This is a genomic window from Arthrobacter sp. UKPF54-2 (assembly GCF_007858535.1).
Classification (GTDB): Bacteria; Actinomycetota; Actinomycetes; order Actinomycetales; family Micrococcaceae; genus Arthrobacter.
Window position 1 is genome coordinate 2,988,467 of the sequence record NZ_CP040174.1, and the last position, 19,840, is coordinate 3,008,306.

General features: G+C 69.4%; 22 protein-coding genes. 12 read left to right on the forward strand and 10 right to left on the reverse strand.

From position 1 onward, the window contains the following. Positions 1-63: 63 nt before the first annotated feature. Genes E7Y32_RS13785 through E7Y32_RS13800 form a run of 4 tightly spaced genes read left to right on the forward strand, consistent with a single transcriptional unit; the run spans position 64 to position 2,155 of the window. Positions 64-519, forward strand: coding sequence for a DUF3099 domain-containing protein (locus tag E7Y32_RS13785; protein WP_146337616.1), 456 nt, complete (start codon positions 64-66; stop codon positions 517-519). Further along, a complete protein-coding gene (locus E7Y32_RS13790; RefSeq protein WP_146337617.1) occupies positions 516-779 on the forward strand; it encodes a hypothetical protein in 264 nt (87 codons plus the stop codon). The genes E7Y32_RS13785 and E7Y32_RS13790 overlap by 4 nt, the downstream gene beginning before the upstream one ends. Further along, positions 780-1,676 (forward strand): SURF1 family protein, encoded by an 897-nt coding sequence (locus E7Y32_RS13795; protein WP_146337618.1) that lies wholly within the window; start codon positions 780-782, stop codon positions 1,674-1,676. Between the two features lie 11 nt (positions 1,677-1,687). Continuing rightward, a complete protein-coding gene (locus tag E7Y32_RS13800) occupies positions 1,688-2,155 on the forward strand; it encodes a YbaK/EbsC family protein (protein WP_146337619.1) in 468 nt (155 codons plus the stop codon). A gap of 195 nt (positions 2,156-2,350) precedes the next feature. Here E7Y32_RS13800 and E7Y32_RS13805 read toward each other — a convergent pair whose 3' ends face one another. Continuing rightward, entirely contained in the window at positions 2,351-3,949 is a 1,599-nt protein-coding gene (locus E7Y32_RS13805; protein WP_146337620.1) for an ABC-F family ATP-binding cassette domain-containing protein, read from the reverse strand. A gap of 314 nt (positions 3,950-4,263) precedes the next feature. Between E7Y32_RS13805 and E7Y32_RS13810 the strand changes: the two genes are divergently transcribed. From E7Y32_RS13810 to E7Y32_RS13820, 3 genes are read left to right on the forward strand one after another with little or no spacing between them, the layout of a single operon-like run. Then, positions 4,264-4,965 carry a biotin transporter BioY gene (locus E7Y32_RS13810; RefSeq protein ID WP_146337621.1) on the forward strand — a complete coding sequence of 234 codons (702 nt, stop codon included), beginning with the start codon at positions 4,264-4,266 and terminating at the stop codon, positions 4,963-4,965. Further along, positions 4,962-5,720: an energy-coupling factor ABC transporter ATP-binding protein gene (locus E7Y32_RS13815; RefSeq protein ID WP_146337622.1), complete on the forward strand. Its 759-nt coding sequence runs from the start codon at positions 4,962-4,964 to the stop codon at positions 5,718-5,720. Before E7Y32_RS13810 ends, E7Y32_RS13815 begins: the two co-directional genes overlap by 4 nt. Continuing rightward, the gene (locus E7Y32_RS13820; RefSeq protein ID WP_146337623.1) at positions 5,717-6,367 is read left to right on the forward strand and encodes an energy-coupling factor transporter transmembrane protein EcfT; all 651 of its coding nucleotides are present in this window, start codon (positions 5,717-5,719) and stop codon (positions 6,365-6,367) included. Before E7Y32_RS13815 ends, E7Y32_RS13820 begins: the two co-directional genes overlap by 4 nt. A 163-nt stretch (positions 6,368-6,530) precedes the next feature. Here the strand turns inward: E7Y32_RS13820 and E7Y32_RS13825 are convergent, their stop codons facing one another. Next, complete coding sequence (locus E7Y32_RS13825; RefSeq protein WP_261382450.1) at positions 6,531-7,745, reverse strand: thiolase family protein; 1,215 nt, start codon at positions 7,743-7,745, stop codon at positions 6,531-6,533. 10 nt (positions 7,746-7,755) lie between these two features. Then, on the reverse strand, positions 7,756-9,171 hold the full coding sequence (locus tag E7Y32_RS13830; RefSeq protein ID WP_146337624.1) for a class I adenylate-forming enzyme family protein: 1,416 nt from the start codon (positions 9,169-9,171) through the stop codon (positions 7,756-7,758). A 58-nt stretch (positions 9,172-9,229) separates the two neighbouring features. Between E7Y32_RS13830 and E7Y32_RS13835 the strand changes: the two genes are divergently transcribed. Next, positions 9,230-10,114, forward strand: a complete 885-nt coding sequence (locus E7Y32_RS13835; RefSeq protein WP_146337625.1) for a neutral zinc metallopeptidase — start codon at positions 9,230-9,232, stop codon at positions 10,112-10,114. Between the two features lie 131 nt (positions 10,115-10,245). Here the strand turns inward: E7Y32_RS13835 and E7Y32_RS13840 are convergent, their stop codons facing one another. From E7Y32_RS13840 to E7Y32_RS13865, 6 genes are all read right to left on the reverse strand, one after another. Then, the gene (locus E7Y32_RS13840) at positions 10,246-10,578 is read right to left on the reverse strand and encodes a metal-sulfur cluster assembly factor (RefSeq protein WP_146337626.1); all 333 of its coding nucleotides are present in this window, start codon (positions 10,576-10,578) and stop codon (positions 10,246-10,248) included. Positions 10,579-10,591: 13 nt separating this feature from the next. Continuing rightward, positions 10,592-11,389: a Fe-S cluster assembly ATPase SufC gene (gene sufC / locus E7Y32_RS13845; RefSeq protein ID WP_146337627.1), complete on the reverse strand. Its 798-nt coding sequence runs from the start codon at positions 11,387-11,389 to the stop codon at positions 10,592-10,594. A gap of 114 nt (positions 11,390-11,503) precedes the next feature. Next, the gene (locus E7Y32_RS13850) at positions 11,504-11,863 is read right to left on the reverse strand and encodes a non-heme iron oxygenase ferredoxin subunit (RefSeq protein WP_146337628.1); all 360 of its coding nucleotides are present in this window, start codon (positions 11,861-11,863) and stop codon (positions 11,504-11,506) included. 17 nt (positions 11,864-11,880) lie between these two features. Further along, positions 11,881-13,167 (reverse strand): Fe-S cluster assembly protein SufD, encoded by a 1,287-nt coding sequence (sufD, locus tag E7Y32_RS13855; RefSeq protein ID WP_146337629.1) that lies wholly within the window; start codon positions 13,165-13,167, stop codon positions 11,881-11,883. Continuing rightward, positions 13,167-14,630 (reverse strand): Fe-S cluster assembly protein SufB, encoded by a 1,464-nt coding sequence (gene sufB, locus E7Y32_RS13860; protein WP_146337630.1) that lies wholly within the window; start codon positions 14,628-14,630, stop codon positions 13,167-13,169. The genes sufD and sufB overlap by 1 nt, the downstream gene beginning before the upstream one ends. Then, positions 14,630-15,469, reverse strand: a complete 840-nt coding sequence (locus E7Y32_RS13865; RefSeq protein ID WP_395940425.1) for a helix-turn-helix transcriptional regulator — start codon at positions 15,467-15,469, stop codon at positions 14,630-14,632. The genes sufB and E7Y32_RS13865 overlap by 1 nt, the downstream gene beginning before the upstream one ends. A 105-nt stretch (positions 15,470-15,574) precedes the next feature. Here E7Y32_RS13865 and E7Y32_RS13870 point away from each other — a divergent pair, with 105 nt between their 5' ends. The 4 genes from E7Y32_RS13870 (at position 15,575) to E7Y32_RS13885 (ending at position 18,741) form a co-directional block, all read left to right on the forward strand. Continuing rightward, positions 15,575-16,540 carry an ABC transporter ATP-binding protein gene (locus E7Y32_RS13870; protein WP_146337632.1) on the forward strand — a complete coding sequence of 322 codons (966 nt, stop codon included), beginning with the start codon at positions 15,575-15,577 and terminating at the stop codon, positions 16,538-16,540. Next, on the forward strand, positions 16,537-17,322 hold the full coding sequence (locus E7Y32_RS13875) for an ABC transporter permease (protein ID WP_146337633.1): 786 nt from the start codon (positions 16,537-16,539) through the stop codon (positions 17,320-17,322). The genes E7Y32_RS13870 and E7Y32_RS13875 overlap by 4 nt, the downstream gene beginning before the upstream one ends. A gap of 7 nt (positions 17,323-17,329) precedes the next feature. Further along, positions 17,330-18,274, forward strand: coding sequence for a heme A synthase (locus tag E7Y32_RS13880; RefSeq protein ID WP_146337634.1), 945 nt, complete (start codon positions 17,330-17,332; stop codon positions 18,272-18,274). A gap of 251 nt (positions 18,275-18,525) precedes the next feature. Then, positions 18,526-18,741, forward strand: coding sequence for a hypothetical protein (locus tag E7Y32_RS13885; protein ID WP_146337635.1), 216 nt, complete (start codon positions 18,526-18,528; stop codon positions 18,739-18,741). Between the two features lie 14 nt (positions 18,742-18,755). Here E7Y32_RS13885 and E7Y32_RS13890 read toward each other — a convergent pair whose 3' ends face one another. After that, positions 18,756-19,718 carry a heme o synthase gene (locus tag E7Y32_RS13890; protein ID WP_146337636.1) on the reverse strand — a complete coding sequence of 321 codons (963 nt, stop codon included), beginning with the start codon at positions 19,716-19,718 and terminating at the stop codon, positions 18,756-18,758. Between the last annotated feature and the right edge of the window lie 122 nt (positions 19,719-19,840).

Below are 19,840 nucleotides of genomic sequence, written 5' to 3' on the forward strand. Positions count from 1 at the left end.
CCGCGTCGGTGACCGCGGCCGTTTGGGCGCCCCCGCCGATGGTGAGAGAATCGAAGCAAGCCTATGGAGCGTGATCTGACAGCCGTGACAAACAAGAACCGACCCGGTGAGCGGACGTCCGGGGAGGACTCCGGCGACACCGAGGTCCACAGCATTACCGACGCCGCCGCCGCGCACTCGGAAGAGATGCGCCAGCGGATGGTCAAGTACGCCGTGGCCATGGGCATCCGCATGGTCTGCCTGGTCCTGGTGTTTGTGGTGGACGGCTGGTTCAAGATCCTGCCCGTGATCGGCGCCGTCTTCCTGCCCTGGTTTGCGGTGGTGATTGCCAACGGCAGCGACCACGCCGAAGTCCACAGCGACTCGCTGATCGACTTCGTGCCGATGGGCGAGCTGGACGCGCCCCGGGACGAGGCAACGGCGGCCCAGGTGCCGCCGTCGGCGGACGCGTCCGTCACCCTGCTGCAGGGCGAGCTGATTGACGACGACGATGAGGACCACAGGCAGGCTGCTTCATGAACCTTTTTGACCTGGCCGGCGCCGCCCCTGCTTCCGTGATGTGCTCCCGCAAGGCGTGCCGTGCCGACGCCGAGTGGCAGCTGCTCTGGAACAACCCCAAAATCCACACCCCGGAACGCCGGAAGAGCTGGCTCGCCTGCGCCGAACACCGCGCCTGGCTGGAGGATTATCTGCAGACCCGGGGCCTGTGGAAAGAGACTGTTCCGTTGTCCGCCGCCGTCGGCGACGCCGCCGTCGGCGACGCAGGCAGGGCCGGCTGAATGTACCGGTTCCTGTTCTCCAGCAAGTGGCTGGGCTACCTGTTGCTGGCCGCCATCTTCGCGACCGCCTGCGTGTTCCTGGGCCGCTGGCAGATGGACCGCCGGGCGGAAACCCTGGCGGAAATCAACCGCGTGGTCTCCAACTATTCCGCCACCCCGATTCCGTTCGCGGCCGCCCGGGACCAGTTCCTCAAGCTCGACGCCGAGCGTGAATGGACGCAGGTGGAGCTGCGCGGCAGCTACGACACCGCCGGCCAGCGGATAGTCCGCAACCGCCCGCTCAACGGCCAGCCAGGCTACGAGGTGGTGGTCCCCTTCAAGCTCGAGTCAGGCGAGACGGTGGTGATCGACCGCGGCTGGCTGCCGATCGGCAACAAGACCCCCGGCAGCCCCGACTCTGTGCCCGCCCCGCCGTCCGGAACCGTCACCGTGGTGGCCCGCCTCAAACATTCGGAGCCGGAACTGCAGCGCGGCGCCCCGGACGGGCAGCTCGCCTCGATTGATCTGGCCGCCTACTCCGCCCAGCTCGGCTACCCCGTCCTCACCGGAGCGTACGGCCAGCTGGCCTCGGAAACCCCGGCCGCGGCGGAGATGCCGGTCGGCTTCCCCAAGCCCTCCACCGAGGAGGGCACCCACTTGTCCTACTCGCTGCAGTGGTTCGCCTTTGGTGTGCTGATGTTCGTCGGCTTCGGCTACGCGGCACGGCAGCAGGCTCGGAACGCCGAGATTGATGCGGAGGACGCCGGGGACTACGAGGACAACGCTTCTGCCCGGACCCCCGGCGGCTACCTGCACGCGAGCAACCCGACGCCCCGCCGTCGGCCCGTCCCCCGTAAGCGGAAGAATGCCACCGCGGAGGAAGAGGAAGACGCCATCCTTGACGCCCAGGGATTCTGAAGGAGCACACCATGGACCCCGACGCCGTAGCGAACGTCCGGCGCGCGCTGCTCGCGGCCGGCTCGGCCGACACCGTCGCCGTCTTTGAGACGCAGGTGCCGACCGCGGCTGCCGCCGCGGCAGCTTTGGGCTGCGATGTCGCGGCGATCACCAACAGCCTGGTCTTCGACGTCGACGGCGCTCCCCTGCTGATTCTGGCCAGCGGCGCGGCACGGGTCGACACCGGCAAGGTGGCCGCACAACTTGGGTCGGGCAAGATCCGCCGTGCAAGCCCCGATTTTGTCCTCGCCCACACCGGCCAGCGCGTCGGCGGCGTAGCCCCGATAGGCCACCCGGAGAAGATCAGGACAATCCTGGACCAGACCCTCAAGAACCACCAGCTCCTCTGGGCCGGCGCCGGAGACCACAACTCCATGTTCTCCATCACCTACCAAGACCTCCACCGCATCACCAACGCACAAGAAATGCCCGTCCGCTAACACCGCGGTACTGACCCGACCGCGGCGAAGTTGAACGTTCCCCAGCGCAACGGTGACGTGACCGCAAGCGCCGAACGCGAGCGATTTGCGTAGCGTGCGTCTAAGCGAGGGACGAGCGAGCACGCGGCAAATCGCGCGCGCGAGGCGCGGACCCAACCGCGGAGCGGAAGCGAAGAGCGAACCCGGCCGAGGGGCCTACGCCAACGTGATGAGGTCCAGGTAGTCCTCGTTCCACAGGTCCTCGACCCCATCAGGCAACAACACCACGCGCTCCGGATTAAGCGCCTCGACGGCGCCTTCGTCGTGGCTGACCAGCACCACGGCGCCGGTGTAGTTGCGCAGCGCACCGAGGATCTCGGAGCGGCTGGCCGGGTCGAGGTTGTTGGTGGGCTCGTCGAGGAGCAGCACGTTCGCGCTGGACGCGACGATGGTGGCCAGGGCGAGCCGGGTCTTTTCGCCGCCGGAGAGCACACCCGCGGGCTTGTCGACGTCGTCGCCGGAGAACAGGAACGAGCCGAGGATGCCGCGGACCTCGGAGTCGTTCATGTCCGGGGCGGCCGAGCGCATGTTCTGCAGCACGGTGCGGTCGACGTCGAGCGTCTCATGCTCCTGCGCGTAGTAGCCCACCTTCAGGCCGTGGCCGGGGATGACTTCGCCGGTGTCCGGCTTGTCGACGCCGGCGAGCATCCGCAGCAGCGTGGTCTTGCCGGCGCCGTTAAGGCCCAGGATGACCACCTTGGAGCCGCGGTCGATCGCGAGGTCGACGTCGGTGAAGATCTCCAGCGAACCGTAGGACTTGGAGAGGCCGTCGGCGGTGAGCGGAGTCTTGCCGCAGGGCGACGGGTCCGGGAAGCGCAGGGCGGCCACGCGGTCGTTCTCGCGGACCGCCTCGAGGCCGCCGAGCAGCCGTTCGGCGCGCTTGGCCATGTTCTGCGCCGCGACGGCCTTGGTGGCCTTCGCGCGCATCTTGTTGGCCTGGTCCATCAGGACCTGGGCCTTCTTCTCGGCGTTGGCGCGTTCGCGCTTGCGGGCGCGCTCGTCGGTCTCGCGCTGGGTCAGGTAGCGCTTCCAGTCCATGTTGTAGAAGTCGATCTGCGCGCGGTTGGCGTCCAGCAGGAAGACCTTGTTCACCGTGGCCTCGAGCAGTTCGGTGTCGTGGCTGATCACGATCAGGCCGCCCTGGTGGTTCTTCAGGAACTCCCGGAGCCAGGCGATGGAGTCGGCGTCGAGGTGGTTGGTGGGCTCATCGAGCAGCATCGTCTCGGCGTCGGAGTACAGGATGCGGGCGAGCTCCACACGGCGGCGCTGGCCGCCGGAGAGGGTCTTCAGCGGCTGGTTCAGCAGCCGGTCCGGAAGGGCGAGGTTCGAGCAGATCGCGGCGGCCTCGGCCTCGGCAGCGTAGCCGCCGGCGGCGAGGAACTCGGATTCGAGCCGGTCGTAGCGGTTCATGGCCTTGCGCTGGACGGTGGGGTCCTCGCTGGCCATCTCCTCGTGCGCGGTCCGGAGCTTGCCGACGGCGATGTCGAGTCCGCGGGCGGAGAGAATCCGGTCCCGGGCCAGCTGCTCCATGTCCGGGGTGCGCGGGTCCTGCGGCAGGTAGCCGATCTCCCCGCTGCGAGTGACCTTACCGGCGGCGGGGAGGCCCTCGCCGGCCAGCACGCGGGTCAATGTGGTCTTGCCTGCACCGTTACGGCCGACGAGGCCGATCTTGTCTCCCTTGTCGATCCGGAAGCTCACCTGGTCCATAAGCAGACGGGCGCCGGCGCGCAGTTCGAGATCCTGGACGGTAATCAATGCAGCTAAGGCCTTTCACAACGGGGAACGCCGCGGCACAACGAATGGAAACTGGACGGGGCCGGGGCGGTGTGGCCGAGAGGACGGCCCCTACCAGTCTACCGGCAGCTCCCCCGGCGGCTGACATCGGGAAAGGCCGCGGACGACGGCGGCGCTGCCCGCCGCCTCCGGGTTCTTCTTGGCGTGGTGGTCCAGCAACGGGCCCGGGGTTTAGTGGAAGGCCTACAAAATACCCAAGCTGACGCCGCCGTATCGTCGGAGGTGAGACCCGCACGCGCTGATGCGTGCCTGCCCCTCTTCGTGACAGGACAACCATGAGCAAGACTGAGCACAGCACCGCCGCCACCTCACGGCCCGCCGCCGGAACCACGTCCGGGGCCGGTTCCTCCCCCGCCACCGGCCGGCCGGGCCGCCGCCGGCGCTGGAACGCGACCGACCTTGGGCTGATCGCCGTGTTCGCCGCCCTCGTTGCGGTGTCCGCCGTCGTGCCCGCCATCCCCGTCGGGGCACTCGGCGTCCCGATCACCGTCCAGACCCTGGCCGTTATGCTCACCGGCCTCGCCCTCGGACCCGGCCGGGCGTTCGCCGCCGTCGGGCTGTACGTGCTGCTGGGTCTGGCCGGGCTGCCCATCTTCAGCAACGGCCGCGCCGGCCTGGGGGTGCTGGCCGGCCCCTCCGCCGGCTACATCCTGGCCTTCCCGCTCGCGGCCGCCGCCGTGGGCTGGCTCGCCGCCGTCGTGCTGCGCCGCACCACGGGTAAGGTCCGCGCACTGGCCCTGTTCGCCGCAGCTATGGCCGGGAGCATCGTCTTCGTCCACAGCCTCGGAATCCTGGGACTCATGGTCAACGCGCGGCTGGAGCTCTCCAAGGCCCTCCTCGCCGACCTGGCCTTCTACCCGGGCGACGTGATCAAGAACATCCTCGCCGTGAGCGTCGCGCTGGCCCTGCACAAGGCCTTCCCCGATCTGCTGGTGCGCCGCGCCCGCCCGGCCGGCGAGACCACAGCCCGCGCGTGAGCGTCGTCTTCGACCGCGCCGCGGTCCGGGTGGCGGTTGACGGCCGGCCGGACCCCAAGACGCTGCTGGAACCGGTGTCCCTGTCGCTGACCGAGCACCGGATCGGCGTCATCGGGGCCAACGGCTCGGGCAAATCCACGCTGCTGCGGATGGTCAACGGCCTCGTCCCGCCCAGTTCCGGCACGGTGGCGGTGCACGGAACGGACACGGTCCGCGGTGTCCGCGCCGTCCGCCGGCGGGTTGGTTTCGTCTTCACCGACCCCCTCGCGCAGCTCGTGATGCCCACCGGGCGCGAGGATGTGGAACTGTCCTTGCGCCGCTCGGTGCGGAACCCGCGTGAGCGGCGCGCGCAGGCGGAGGCGGTGCTGGACCGTTTTGGCCTGCTGCCGCTGGCGGACCAGAGTATTTACGAGCTTTCCGGCGGTGAACGCCAGCTCGTGGCGCTCGCCGCGGTGCTGGCCGTGGGCCCGGATGTCCTGGTTCTCGACGAACCGTCCACCCTGCTGGACCTGCGGAACCGGGAACTGTTGCGCCGCACCCTGGCGGGCCTGGACCAGCAGATCATCCTGTCCACCCACGACCTCGACCTTGCCCTCGACCTTGGCCGGGTGCTGGTGGTGGACGCCGGGAGGATCGTGTTCGACGGCGCCCCGGCCGCCGCCGTCGCGCACTACCGGGCGCTGTGCGCGGCGGACCCTGCCCCCGCCCCGCCGGCCGCCGGGAACTCGGCCGCCGGGGAGTCGGCACGGCCATGAGGGGGCACGGCTTCCTGCTTGCCCACTACGTGCCCGGGTCTTCCCCGGTACACCGCGCCCCGCTGTGGCTGAAGTTCCTGCTGGTGCTGGCGTGCGGGATGGCGTCGTTCCTGGTGGCCGACTGGGCCGCGGCCGCCGCGGGGCTCGGGCTGCTGTGCGGGGTGTACCTGTTCAGCGGTGCCGGAGCGGCCAGGCTGCTGCGGGCCGTCCGGCCGGTGCTCCCGGTGCTCGCCGTGATCGGGCTGTACCAGTGGTGGCAGCTCGGCGGCGCCCCGGCCGCGAGGATTGTGCTCAACGTCCTGGTCTGCGTGGTGGCTGCGTCAATCCTCACCGCCACCACACCGGTCCAGGCGCTCCTGGACGGGGTGGCCTCACTCGCCCGGCCGTTCCGCCGTCTCGGCGCCGACCCGGAACGGTTTGCGCTGACGATTGCGATCATGCTCCGCAGTATCCCCTTCATCGCCGGAGCCTACGCCGACGTCCGTGATTCCGCCCGCGCCCGCGGCCTGGACCGGAACCCCCGGGCCTTGGTGCTGCCGGTGTTCATCACCACGGTGGCGTTCGCCCGGCAGACCGGCGACGCCCTGGCCGCCCGGGGTCTGGGCGAGGCTGAAGAGCCTGACGGCCCCGAGGTGAGACTGGTCTGAGGACTCGGAGGGCTAAGGGGCTGGTGCCGGCCGACGCGCAGGTTCACCGGACATGCCCGTTGCTGCGCCCCGCCGTCGAGCATGCCCATCCCTGGTCACACGGAGTGGACATAGACGCACTTTGTCCAAGCCCTGGGCTGAAGGATGGACATGCCCGTCGGGGCTAGCTGAAGGAGCGGTACTCGAACAGCGCGGCGGTCCCCATGCCGCCGGCGATGCTGATCATGGCCAGCGCCAGCTTGCCGTCCAGGGGTTCACGGCGGGCCTGGGCCAGCAGCCGGGTGACAAGCACGGCGCCGGAGGCCCCGTAGGCGTGGCCCAGGGCGAGGGCGCCGCCGTCGAGGTTGACGCGGTGCGGGTCGATCCCGAGCTGGTCGAGGCAGGCCAGCACCTGCGCCGCGAACGCCTCGTTGAATTCGATGAGGCCAAGGTCCCCCGCCGCGACGCCGGTGGCCGCCAGCAGGCGGTCAGCCGCCACGGCCGCGCCCATCCCCAGCAGCGCCGGGTCGACGCCCGCCGTGTCCTTTCCGAGCAGCACGAGGCCGTCGCGGGCACCGAGCGCTTTCGCCCGCGCCAGGGAGGTGACCACGGCGGCGGCGGCCCCGTCGGCGTCGAAGCAGGAGTTCCCGGCGGTGACTGTCCCGCCAGGAACGAAGGCAGCCGGGAAGCGGGGAAGCACCGCGGGTGTGAGCGACCGCCGCGGGCCGTCGTCGGCGGACACCCGCCCCGACGGCCGGGGCAGAGGCACTGTCTCGGCCGCGAAGGCTCCGTCCGCGGCGGCGCCGAGCGCCCGGCGGTGGCTCCGCAGCGCGTAATCGTCCTGCCGCTGCCGGTCAATGCCGAAGCGGGCCGCGACGTTTTCGGCCGCCACCCCCATGTCCGGGTCGCCATGGCTGTCGGGCGCGAACCGGGCGCGGCTGAAGTACTGCGGCTCGCCTCCGGGACCGGGCCGGGCCCGCAGCGGGGCCGTGCTGATGCTCTCCACCCCGCCGGCGAGGAAGATGTCACCGCCGCCAACGCCGCCGCCGGAGGCAATCAGCCGGCAGGCCAGGGCGATCGCGTCAAGGCCGGAACCGCACTGCCGGTCCACGGTCAGGCCGGGAACGCTCACGGGCATCCCCGCCTCCAGGGCCGCCAGCCGGGCGACGTTGCCGCCGCCGCCCACGGCGTTGCCTATCACGACGTCTGCCACGCCGCCGGCCGCGACGCCGGTGTCGCTGAGCAGGCGGCGCAGTACCGGGGCCAGCAGCTTGTGGGCGTGCAGGAACGAGAGGGCGCCGTGGGCGCGGCAGAGCGGGGAGCGGAGCGCGGCGATAATGACGGGCTGCCGGTCCGCCGGCAGCCCGGTCCGGCGGGACCTACCCGGTGCGGAGGTCACGGGCTCCGCCTCAGTCAAGGCGCCTGACGTGCGGATCGCCGCCGGCAATCCACTCGAGCAGGAGCGGGCGGCTGATCTTTCCACGGTCCGTGACGGGCAGTTCGGCCAGCAGGTAGTACTCCAGCGGCCGCTTGTTCCGGGCCAGGAGGTTTTCGACGCCGGTCCTCAGCTGGGTGCCGGTCACGCCGCCATGGGAGGGCAGCACCGCCGCCACCACGCGCTGGCCGCGGAGCTCGTCGGCCACGCCGGCGGCGACCACGGCCGCGACCCCCGGCACGGACCCGAGGGCCAGTTCCACCTCGTGCGGGTACACGTTGGTTGCGGCGGTGAGGATCATGTCCGAGCGGCGGCCCAGCAGGTGCAGGACGCCGTCGGCGAGGTACCCCTGGTCGCCCACGGTGTACCAGCCGTTGAGGCACTGCAGCGCCTCGCCGTCGTCGCCCCAGAGGTACCCGTCGCTGACCATGCCGCTGCGGACATAGACGGTGCCGTCCGTCCCGTCCGGGACGGGGGCGCCGTCGCCGTCGAGGATGCTGAGCTCGACACCGGGGAACGGCAGCCCGATCCCGGTACCGCCCGACGCGGGGGCAGCGCCGGGTGGGAGTCCGGCGCCGGCGACGAAGCTGAGCTCGGCGGCGCCGTAGTACTCGAAGATGGTGGCGTTGGGCGCCCAGCGGCGCGCCGCCTCGACGGTGCGGGCGTCGAGCTTTGAGCCGGCGCAAATGATGCTCCGCACCCCGGAGGCGTCCACGCCGCCCGCCAACCCGCGTTCGCTGAGCAGCCGGAGCATGGTCGGGACCAGGACCAGCCGGGTGATGCCGTCGTGGCTGACCGCGGCGTGCGCGTCGCCGACGTCGAACTGTGCCAGGGTGTGGAACTCGGAGCCGGCGTACAGGCATTCGGCGAGGGCGTAAAGGTTGAGGCTGGCGGCGAGCGGGCCGGGCGCGAGCGTCCGGTCCCCCGGGCGCAGGCCGAAGAACTCCACCGAGGAGTCGAAGGACAGCTGCCACGACCGCCGGGACCGGGTGAAGGCTTTGGGGACCGCGGTGGTCCCGGAGGTAAGCCCGATCAGGAACGGTGCGTCCGGGTCACCGTCGGCGAGTTCGCCGCCCGAGTCCGGGCCGGCAGCGGCGCCGCCGGCGGGAACAGTCTCCGCGATCCGCGCGGTGAGGGCGTCCCGGAGCTGCTGCGGCCAGGCGGGGTCGAGCACGGCGCAGCGCCGGCCGCCCGCTACGGCCGCTGAGAAGGCGGCCGCGAACCGGGTGGAATTGTGTTCGGCCAGCACCGTGACGGCCGGGGTGGCCGGTACGAGTGCGGCCGCGGCGTCCCGGAGCCCGGCCCAGCTCAGGCGCTGGCCGGCCACAACGACGGCGGTGTCGTCGGGGCGCTCGTCGGCCCAGCGCTGGAGTCTGTCGAGGAAAGGCATCGGATCAACTTTACCGGGCAGGGGCCTATTGGAGGGCGGCAGGGGATATTGTGACAGCATGAGTTTCAATGACAATGTCCAGCTGGATCCCTCGCAGGTCCAGAGCCGCGGCGGCATGGGCCGGGGCACCAAGATCGGCGGCGGAATCGGCGGCGGCATTGTGCTGCTCCTGGCCGCGCTGTTCGGTATCAACCCCGCCCTCCTTGAGGGCCTGACCGGTACCACCCAGGACCAGACGCAGAGTCAGGCCACGGCTCCGGCCTGCAAGACCGGGGCCGACGCGGACGCCAACCTTGACTGCCGGATCGTGGGCACGGTCAACAGCCTGAACGCGTTCTGGCCGGCGTACCTGGCCCAGTACGGCAAGCAGTATCCGCAACCCAAGACGGTGCTGTTCCGCGGCGCCACCAGCACCGGGTGCGGCAGTGCCACCTCGGAGGTGGGCCCGTTCTACTGCCCCGCGGACCAGACCGCGTACTTTGATCCGGGTTTCTTCCAGGAGCTGGTGGACCGCTTTGGTTCCTCCGGCGGCCCGCTGGCGCAGGAGTACGTGGTGGCGCACGAGTTCGGACACCACGTCCAGAACCTGCTCGGCACCATCGACCGCGCCCAGCAGGACCCCCAGGGACCCGAGTCCGGCGCCGTGCGCACCGAGCTCCAGGCGGACTGCTACGCCGGCCTGTGGGTCCGTTATGCCACCACCACCAAGGATCCCAAGTCCGGCCAGGCGTACCTTGAGCCGCTGACGGACAAGGACCTGCAGGATGCCCTGTCCGCGGCGTCCTCGGTGGGCGATGACCGGATCCAGAAGGCCGCCACGGGCCGGGTCTCCCCCGAGTCGTGGACGCACGGTTCCAGCGCCCAGCGGCAGAAGTGGTTCTACCAGGGCTACAAGACCGGCGACATCAACCAGTGCGACACCTTCAAGGTCGCCACCCCGTAATCCGGTACCCGCATCGATTGCTCCATACCCGCCCTTTTGGCGGCCCAAAAGGGCCGTTGCGGAGCAGTCGATGGGACGACGACGGCGGGCCCACCTCCAGGAGGTGGGCCCGCCGTCGTCGTAGGGGTAAATCAGATGTTGAAGCCGAGGGCGCGCATCTGGTCGCGGCCGTCCTCGGTGATCCGTTCCGGACCCCACGGCGGCATCCACACCCAGTTCAGGCGCCAGTCATCGACAATACCGTCCAGGGCCTTGCCGACCTGCTCCTCGATCACGTCGGTGAGCGGGCAGGCGGCCGTGGTGAGCGTCATGTCGATCAGCAGGGCGCCGTCGTCGTCGGAGTACTTGAGTCCGTAGAGCAGGCCCAGGTCAACGATGTTCACGCCCAGTTCAGGGTCGATCACATCCTTGAGTGCCTCTTCGACATCCTCGAGGCCCGTGCGGGCCGTATTGATTTCGGTCATGGCGTAGTCCTAACTAGGCCTGTGCTGCGGCGTCGGCGGCAGCGATGGTGGCGGCTCCCGCACCGGGAAGGTAGCGGTCGTAGCCTTCTTCTTCGAGGCGGTCGGCCAGCTCCGGGCCGCCCTCTTCGACGACCTTGCCGTCAACGAACACGTGCACGAATTCCGGCTTGATGTAGCGCAGGATCCGGGTGTAGTGCGTGATCAGCAGGGTGCCCATGTTGCCTTCGGCGTGGGCGCGGTTGACGCCCTCGGAGACAACCTTCAGTGCGTCGACGTCGAGGCCGGAGTCGGTCTCGTCGAGGATGGCGAACTTCGGCTTGAAGAGCTCCAGCTGGAGGATCTCCACGCGCTTCTTCTCGCCGCCGGAGAAGCCTTCGTTGACGTTGCGCTGGGTGAAGTCGGCGTCGATGCGCAGCTGCTCCATCGCGGCCTTGACGTCCTTGGTCCAGGTGCGGAGCTTCGGGGCTTCGCCGTCGATCGCGGTCTTCGCGGTGCGCAGGAAGTTGGTCATGCTGACGCCGGGGACCTCGACCGGGTACTGCATGGCCAGGAACAGGCCGGCGCGGGCGCGCTCGTCGACGCTCATCGCCAGGACGTCCTCGCCGTCGAGCGTGATGGTGCCGCTCGTGACGTTGTAGCGCGGGTGGCCGGCGATGGTGGACGCCAGGGTGGACTTGCCCGAGCCGTTGGGGCCCATGATGGCGTGGGTCTGGCCGGTCTTGATGGTCAGGCTGACGCCCTTCAGGATTTCCTTGGTGCCCTGCTCGGTGTCAATGCTGACGTGCAGGTCCTTGATCTCAAGAGTAGACATGTTTCTTGTTCTCCTCTGCACCGCCGCCTCGGCGGTGCGGTTCTCGTCGATAAGTTTTTAGGTGGTGCTGGCTGCCGGCCGGGCCGGGGCAGGTGGTGCGTGCCCCGGGCCCGGTCAGCTGAAGTTCGGAGCCTCGGCGCCGTTCAGGACGGTGCTGACGTCCACGTAGACGTCGTCATCGAAGATGGTGACGGCAAAGACGGGCACCGGGTCGTAGGCAGGCAGCTGGAGCGGCTGGCCGCTGCGCAGGTCGAACTGGGAGCCGTGGCCCCAGCATTCGATCTTGCAGCCTTCCACCTCGCCCTCGGAGAGTGAGATATCCGCATGCGAGCAGGTGTCGCCGATCGCGTGGATCTCCCCCATCGAGTCCTTGACGACCGCTACCGGGTAGTCGTCGATCAGGATGCGCAGGGCCTGCTTGAGCTGGATCTCGCTGGCGCTGCAGACCAACTCGCCCTTGGGCTGTTCCGTCATGTGTCGTCCCGTACTGTCTAGTTGTCCGTGGCCGCGAGCTCGCGCTCGACAGCTTCAGTGAGGCGTTCCTCGATGGCGGGAACCTTGATCTGCTGGATGATCTCGTTCAGGAAGCCGCGGACCACGAGCCGGCGGGCCACCTTCTCCGGGATACCGCGGGCCATCAGGTAGAACAGGTGCTCGTCGTCGAAGCGGCCGGTGGCGCTGGCGTGGCCGGCGCCGGCGATCAGGCCGGTCTCGATTTCAAGGTTGGGCACCGAATCCGCGCGGGCACCGTCGGTGAGGACCAGGTTGCGGTTGGCCTCGTAGGTGTCGGTGCCTTCGGCTTCCTTGCGGATCAGGACGTCGCCCACCCAGACGGTGTGCGCGTTGCGGCCCTGCAGGGCCCCCTTGTACAGCACGTTGGACTTGCAGTTGGCGACCGCGTGGTCCACGAAGAGGCGCTGCTCGAGGTGCTGGCCGGCGTCGGCGAAGTACAGGCCGAACAGTTCCGCTTCCGCGCCGGGGGCGGTGAAGCGGGCCGACGGCGTGACGCGCACCAGGTCGCCGCCGAGGCTGACGACGATGTGCTTGAACTTGGCGTCGCGGCCGAGCTTCGCCTGCTGGGAGGACGCGTGCACGGCGTCGTCGTTCCATTCCTGGAGCGAGATGACGGTCAGCTGCGCGCCGTCCTCCACGAGGATTTCGATGTTTTCCGAGACGACGGCGGTGCCCTGGTGGTCCAGCACCACAACGGCCTTGGAGAACTTCTCCGCGATGATCACCACGTGCTGCGACGCGGCCGCGGTGCCCTGGCCGGTCAGCACGACGCTGACCTCGCCCTCGGCCTGGACCTCGGCGGGGACCGTGATGACGGTGGCCTCGGTGAAGTTTTCCCAGGCGTTGGCGGAGACGCGGTCCTCAGGGATCGCGGCGGAGCCGATGCGGGCGTCGTCGCGGCCGACGGTCTCGACCCGGACGCTGTCCGGGCCGGTGACGGCCACGGCCGGGGCCGCGCCGTTCAGGACCTCGGTGTGCAGGCCGCGCAGGCGCTTGAGCGGGGTGAAGCGCCAGTCTTCCTCCATGCCGGTCAGGGGCTTGAAGTCCGCCAGCTTGTACGAGGTCAGGCGGCCGGCGCGGGAGCTGTCCGGTACGCCGACGCCGCCGCCGTGCGAGTGGCGCTTGACGGCGTCACCGGCCAGCGGGGACTTGGACTCCGCGGCGTTCAGCGGCGAGAGGCTTTCGCCTTCCTCGGTGAAACCGTTGATGAACGGCTGGGCTGAGGGCGCGCCGATGCGCGCCTTTTCGGTAGTGATGTCAGTCATTAACCGACCGATCCTTCCATCTGCAGTTCAATCAGGCGGTTGAGCTCGAGCGCGTATTCCATCGGCAGCTCGCGGGCGATCGGCTCGATGAAGCCGCGCACGATCATCGCCATGGCCTCGTCTTCGCGCATGCCGCGGGACATCAGGTAGAACAGCTGCTCTTCGCTGACGCGCGAGACCGTGGCCTCGTGGCCCATAGTGACGTCGTCCTCGCGGATGTCGATGTACGGGTAGGTGTCCGAGCGGCTGATGGTGTCCACCAGCAGCGCGTCGCAGCGGACCGTGTTGGCGGAGTGCTTGGCGCCTTCTCGGACCTGGACCAGGCCGCGGTAGGCGGCGCGGCCGCCGCCGCGGGCCACGGACTTGGAGATGATCGAGCTCTTGGTGTTGGGCGCGATGTGGACCATCTTGGAACCGGTGTCCTGGTGCTGGCCTTCGCCGGCGAACGCGATCGAGAGGGTCTCGCCCTTGGCGCCCTCACCGACGAGGTAGACCGCCGGGTACTTCATGGTGACCTTGGAGCCGATATTGCCGTCGATCCACTCCATGGTGGCGCCCTCTTCGCAGATGGCGCGCTTGGTGACCAGGTTGTACACGTTGGTGGACCAGTTCTGGATGGTCGTGTAGCGGACGCGGGCGCCCTTCTTCACGACAATCTCCACAACGGCGGAGTGCAGGGAATCCGAGGTGTAGATCGGCGCGGTGCAGCCCTCGATGTAGTGGACGTAGGAGTCCTCGTCCGCGATGATCAGGGTGCGCTCGAACTGGCCCATGTTTTCCGTGTTGATGCGGAAGTAGGCCTGCAGCGGGATGTCCACGTGGACCCCCTTGGGCACGTACACAAAGGACCCGCCGGACCAGACGGCCGTGTTCAGCGAGGCGAACTTGTTGTCGCCCACCGGGATGATGGTGCCGAAGTACTCCTGGAAGATCTCCGGGTGCTCGCGCAGTGCGGTGTCCGTGTCCAGGAAGATGACGCCCTGGGCTTCCAGGTCCTCGCGGATCTGGTGGTACACGACTTCGGACTCGTACTGGGCGGCGACGCCGGAGACCAGGCGGCTGCGCTCGGCTTCCGGGATACCCAGCTTCTCGTAGGTGTTCCGGATGTCCTCGGGCAGGTCCTCCCAGGTGGCGGCCTGCTTCTCGGTGGAGCGCACAAAGTACTTGATGTTGTCGAAGTCGATGCCGGAGAGGTCCGCACCCCAGGTGGGCATGGGCTTGCGGTCGAAGTACTTCAGGCCCTTCAGGCGCAGGTCCAGCATCCATTCCGGCTCGTTCTTCTTGGCCGAGATGTCACGTACGACGTCCTCATCGATACCACGGCGGGCGTTGGCGCCGACGTCGTTCTTGTCGGCCCAGCCGTACTCGTAGGTGCCGATTCCATGGAGCTCGGGATTCTTCTCCAGAATCTCCGAGATCACAGTGGATTCAGCAACCTTCTTCTCTGATAGTTGGTCCGTCATCACGGCCTTTCTTGCAGATGGTTGGATTCTTCGTCCGGGTTGCCCGAGCCCGCGGGGCTGGAAGCCCCGCCGGCGGCCGGACGGCCCGTAGGTATGTGGGTGGTGCAGACGTGCCCGCCGCGCGCCAGGGTGGAGAGCCGGCGCACGTCCACGCCGACCAGCCGGGAAAACAGTTCGGTCTCCACATCGCAGAACACGGGGAACTGCGCGGCGAGCTGCTGGATCGGACAGTGGCCCTGGCACAGCTGCACGCTGGAGAGCGCGGCCGGAAGCGGCGCCTTCGCCTCGATCGACTGCGCCGAGGCGACGAAGCCGTCACGGCTCAGGGCCGCGGACAGCGCCCGGGCGCGCGCCGTGATGTCACTGCCGGCCCGTTCGATTTCCGGCGCGTAGCGGCGTTCCATTTCGGCGAACCGTTCGACGGCGAACGCGCGCACGGCCTCCGAGCCCGCCATTTCACCGAGCCGCCGCAGGGCGGAACTGGCGATATCGAGATAGTCGTTGCCCAGCGTGGACTGTCCCTGCGAGCTGAGCACGTAGCGGCGGGCGGGCCGGCCCGCGCCGGCGCCCGCGCGGGCCACCCGCTTGACCTCGATCACGCCGTGGCGCGAGAGGTGGTCCAGGTGGCGGCGCACTGCCGCGGGGGTGAAGCCCAGCAGCTCGCCCAGTTCGGCGGCGCTGATGGGCCCGTGCTCCAGCACGGCAGCCAGGACGCGGTCCCGGGTGCGGTCCTCGGCCTCGGCGGCGTGCGCCGCGGGTGCGGCAGCACCCTCGGCGGGCTCACGCGACTGCGCGCGCACAGCAGGCACGGCAGACGTACTTGGGCTCATGGAATACACAACACAATCATGTCGTAATTTACTCCCCCGATCCAGTAAGGCATGGCTTTCCTGCGCCCGGCTCCGAATCAGGCCCGGCCCTACTACATCGCGTAGAATGCTTTGGTGCGATCTCCCGAATCCCCCGCCCTGACAATCAGCGGGCTTATCAAGGATGTTGGCCCGCTGCCCAGCCTTGACGGCAAAATGCTGCGGGTAGTCAGCGGCCTCTCCCTCGTCGCCGAACGCGGGCAGGTCACCGCCCTGCTGGGCGCCAACGGTGCCGGCAAAACCACCACCATCGAATGCGCCCAGGGGTTGCAGAAGCGCACCGGCGGCAGCATCAGCCTGCTGGGCCAGGACCCGGACACCGCCGGCGCGGAACTCCGCGCCCGGGTGGGCGTGATGCTCCAGGACGGCGGCCTGCCGCCGTCGGCCCGCCCCATCCCGCTGTTGCGGCACATCGCCGGCCTATACCAGGATCCGTGGCCGGTGGACGAGCTCGTGGCGCGCCTGGGCATCGACACCTTCAGCCGCACCTCGGTGCGGCGCCTCTCCGGCGGCCAGAAGCAGCGGCTGGCCCTCGCCGCCGCGCTCGTGGGCCGCCCCGAAGTGCTGTTCCTCGACGAGCCCAGCGCCGGCCTGGACCCGCAGTCCCGGCAGCTCGTCTTTGAACTCATTGCCGAACTGCGGGACCGCGGGATGGGCATCATCCTCACGACCCACCTGATGGACGACGCGCAGCGCCTCGCCGACTACGTCTACATCATCGACGCCGGCCGGAACGTCGCGGAGGGCACCGTCGCCCAGCTCCTGCGGCACGAGCTAACCTCCGGGGCGGACCAGCACATCCGCACGCTGCTCTTCGAAGCAGAGCCCGGCCTGGACCTGGCCGGTGTGCTGCCGGCCGCCGTCGAGGTCCGCGAAAGCCGCGCCGGCAGTTACAGCGCCACCGGGGCGCTGACCCCGGCCGACCTCGCCGCCGTGGCGGCCTGGTGGGCCGAGCGCGGCATTATGCCCGCCTCGATGAGCCTCGCGGCCCGCAGCCTCGAGGACGTCTTCCTCGACATCTCCGGAAGGGAAACCCGATGAGCTCCGCCCCTGCCGGCACAACGGCCGGCACGCCGCTGGGCAGTGCCCCCGCTCCCCTGCTGCGGCGGATCCTGCTGCAGGGACGGTATGAGACCGTCACCATGCTCCGCAACGGCGAGCAGCTGATCCTGGCGGTCATCCTGCCGCTGCTCGCCCTGGTGGGCCTGGCCGTCACGCCCCTGCTGGACGGCCTCGGCTCCAGCCGGGTCAACATCGCCGTGCCGGGCATCCTCGCGCTGTGCGCCATGTCCACCGCCTTCACCGGCCAGGGCATCGCCACCGGCTTCGACCGCCGCTACGGCGTGCTGCGGTTCCTGTCCACCACCCCGCTGGGCCGTACCGGCCTGATCCTCGGCAAAGTGATCGCGGTGCTGGTGGTGCTGCTGCTACAGGTGCTGGTGGTCACCGCCGTCGCGCTGCCGCTGGGCTGGCAGCCGGCGCCCGCGGGGCTGCTGCCCGGGTTCGCGCTGCTGGTCCTCGGCGCCGCGGCGTTCACCGCCCTCGGCCTGCTCGTGGCCGGCACGGTCCGGCCGGAGGCGACGCTGGCGATCACCAACCTGCTCTGGATCCTGCTCGGCGCCCTGGGCGGCATCGTGATTCCGGCCGAGCGGCTGCCGGCTCTGGCCCAGGCCGTGGTGCACTTCCTTCCCTCCGGCGCGCTGGGCCAGGCGCTGCGGGATGCTTTCCTGCACGGCAGTGTCAATGCTGCGTCCGTGCTTGTCCTGCTGCTCTGGACGGCGACCGCCGGCTTCGCAGCAACCCGTTGGTTCAAGTGGAATTGAGAAAACTGTGAGTACGGCGTCCCCCTCTTCCCGGATCATGTCCCGGCTTTCCTCCCGGCTGCCCGTCACCGTCGACAAGACGGTCCGCCGGCTGGCCGTGCTGTCCCTGATCGGCCAGACCGTGCTGGTGGTGACCGGCGGCGCCGTCCGCCTCACCGCCTCCGGTCTGGGCTGCCCCACCTGGCCGCGCTGCACGGACAACTCCCTCGTGAACACCCCGGAAATGGGAATCCACGGCTTCATCGAGTTCGGCAACCGGCTCCTGACCTTCGCGCTGGCCGCCGTCGCCGTCGCGATGCTGGTGTACCTGTGGAACTTGCGCAAGGAACGCCGCGATCTCTTCCTGCTGGCCCTCGGCCTGCTGGCCAGCATCCCGGCCCAGGCCGTCATTGGCGGGATCACCGTACTCACCCAGCTGAACCCCTGGGTGGTCGGCCTCCACTTCCTCGTCTCGATGGCCCTCGTGGTGCTCGCCACGCTGCTGGTCAACCGCGCCTACGGCCGGACCGGCAAAGCCCGCACCCGGGAATTGCCCGCCCTGCCCGGTGCCGCCCGTCCGGTGATGGCCGCCGTCGCGCTGTTCTCCGCCGTGGCCGTGTGCCTCGGTGTGGTGGTGACCGGCGCCGGCCCGCACGCAGGTGACGCGGACGCGCCGCGCAACAACCTGGACTGGGACCTGTTCTCGCACATCCACGCCGTCCCTGCCTACCTCGTGACCGCCGGGGCCCTCTTCGGTGTGTTCCTTGTGCTCCGCGGCCGGATCGCCGGACCCTTCCGCACCGCCGTGTTCCTGCTGCTGGGCGTCACCGTGCTGCAGGCCGTCATCGGCTTCACGCAGTACTACAACGGCATCCCCGCGCTGCTCGTGGCTGCGCACATGCTGGGCGCGGCCCTGCTGATGAGCGCGTCCACCAACGCCGCCGACCTCGCACGCAACAGCCCGGCCACGTAACGGAAAAAATAAACGCGGGGCCACATTGCGCCGCTCCGGACGCCTGGGACCGGCCGAAACTGACCCCGCGTTGCGTTGTTGGCCGGTAGCCTGACTTTGTCGAGAGAAAGGCAGCGCCGTGAACGGAGTCGTCGACAGCCTCCTGACGATGAGTCCTGCGCTGGCCTTCACACTCGTGGCGTGCTTGGTGTTCGGCCGGCGCCTCCCGAATGCACTACCCGAAGTTCCTGGCCTTCAATGCCGCCGGTGGATTGGTGTGGGGAACGGGCTTCGTGCTGCTGGGCTTCTTCGCCGGGAACTCCTATGAAGCCGTAGCCAAGGTGGCCGGCCGGGACATCACGGCGGCAATGGCTGTGCTCGGCGTCCTGGGACTCGTCATCTGGCATCTGCGGCGCGGGCGCCGTGCCCGGCGGGATCTTCCGGAAGCGGCTGACCACCGCGGCCCTCCCGGCCCCGAGAAGTCCTGACCTCCCGGCTCGGCCTAGCCGCCGACGATGGCGGATCCGATGAACGGATCGACGGCCAGTGCGATGAAAAGCAGGGTGAGGTAGCTGATGGAGCCGTGGAAGACCTTCATGGCGCCCTTGTTGGAGACGTCCCCGCCCTGGGCCCGGTTGTAGAGGGCGTGCGACTCGTAGAGGAACCAGGCCCCCGCGGCGGCGGCGGTGACGGTGTAGACCCAGCCGGCGCCGCCCACCGGGATCAGCAGCAGCGAGCAGGCGACCATGGCCCACGCGTACAAAACCACCTGCACGGAGACGACCTTGGCGCCGGCGATCGCGCCGAGCATCGGCACGTTAGCGTTGCGGTAGTCCTCGCCGTAGCGCATGGACAGCGGCCAGTAGTGCGGCGGGGTCCAGAGGAAGATCACCATAAAGAGGACGACGGCGGGCCACTCCACGGTGTTGGTCACGGCGGCCCAGGCGATCAGCACCGGGAAGCAGCCGGCGGCCCCGCCCCAGACGATGTTCTGCGCGGTGCGGCGCTTGAGGATCATCGTGTAGATGACCACGTAGAACACGATCGCGCCGAGCCCCAGCCAGGCCGAGAGCGGGTTGGTGCCGAACCAGAGGATTGCGATCGCGGCCGCGCCGAGGAGCCAGGAGAACACCAGGGCCTCACGCGGGGTCACCTCGCCGGTGACCAGCGGGCGGTTTTCGGTCCGGTGCATGAGCTTGTCGATGTCGCGGTCGATGTAGCAGTTGAACGCCCCCGCGCTGCCCGCCGCAAACGCGCCGCCAACCAGGGTCGCCAGGATCAGGCCGAGGGAGGGGAACCCGCGCTCGGCGTAGATCATGGTGGGCAGGGTGCTGACCAGCAGGAGTTCGATCACCCGTGGTTTTGTGAGCGCCAGGTAGGCCTTGGCCTTACGGGCGAAGCCGATCCGGCCCGGGGCCTGGGAGGCGTTAAGCGGCGTATCTGTTGTGCTCACGGTGGCAGTCACTCTGTTCTGTCTGGCTGGTCAGTCCGGCTGGTCGTCGCAGCGCGCCCTGGATGCGGCGCAATGCAGTCGGGGGTCCACGCACAGCGCACAGGCGTGTCCTTGCCCCCGTTGGTAGCCAGGCT

Excerpts from the sequence above, each read along its gene's own strand:
- E7Y32_RS13810 (WP_146337621.1), top strand. The coding sequence starts at position 4,264 with ATGAGCAAGACTGAGCACAGCACCGCCGCCACCTCACGGCCCGCCGCC.
- sufD (WP_146337629.1), bottom strand. The coding sequence starts at position 13,167 with ATGACTGACATCACTACCGAAAAGGCGCGCATCGGCGCGCCCTCAGCC.
- E7Y32_RS13840 (WP_146337626.1), bottom strand. The coding sequence starts at position 10,578 with ATGACCGAAATCAATACGGCCCGCACGGGCCTCGAGGATGTCGAAGAG.
- E7Y32_RS13850 (WP_146337628.1), bottom strand. The coding sequence starts at position 11,863 with ATGACGGAACAGCCCAAGGGCGAGTTGGTCTGCAGCGCCAGCGAGATC.
- sufB (WP_146337630.1), bottom strand. The coding sequence starts at position 14,630 with ATGACGGACCAACTATCAGAGAAGAAGGTTGCTGAATCCACTGTGATC.
- E7Y32_RS13820 (WP_146337623.1), top strand. The coding sequence starts at position 5,717 with ATGAGGGGGCACGGCTTCCTGCTTGCCCACTACGTGCCCGGGTCTTCC.
- E7Y32_RS13830 (WP_146337624.1), bottom strand. The coding sequence starts at position 9,171 with ATGCCTTTCCTCGACAGACTCCAGCGCTGGGCCGACGAGCGCCCCGAC.
- E7Y32_RS13785 (WP_146337616.1), top strand. The coding sequence starts at position 64 with ATGGAGCGTGATCTGACAGCCGTGACAAACAAGAACCGACCCGGTGAG.
- E7Y32_RS13875 (WP_146337633.1), top strand. The coding sequence starts at position 16,537 with ATGAGCTCCGCCCCTGCCGGCACAACGGCCGGCACGCCGCTGGGCAGT.
- E7Y32_RS13800 (WP_146337619.1), top strand. The coding sequence starts at position 1,688 with ATGGACCCCGACGCCGTAGCGAACGTCCGGCGCGCGCTGCTCGCGGCC.
- sufC (WP_146337627.1), bottom strand. The coding sequence starts at position 11,389 with ATGTCTACTCTTGAGATCAAGGACCTGCACGTCAGCATTGACACCGAG.
- E7Y32_RS13790 (WP_146337617.1), top strand. The coding sequence starts at position 516 with ATGAACCTTTTTGACCTGGCCGGCGCCGCCCCTGCTTCCGTGATGTGC.
- E7Y32_RS13795 (WP_146337618.1), top strand. The coding sequence starts at position 780 with ATGTACCGGTTCCTGTTCTCCAGCAAGTGGCTGGGCTACCTGTTGCTG.
- E7Y32_RS13835 (WP_146337625.1), top strand. The coding sequence starts at position 9,230 with ATGAGTTTCAATGACAATGTCCAGCTGGATCCCTCGCAGGTCCAGAGC.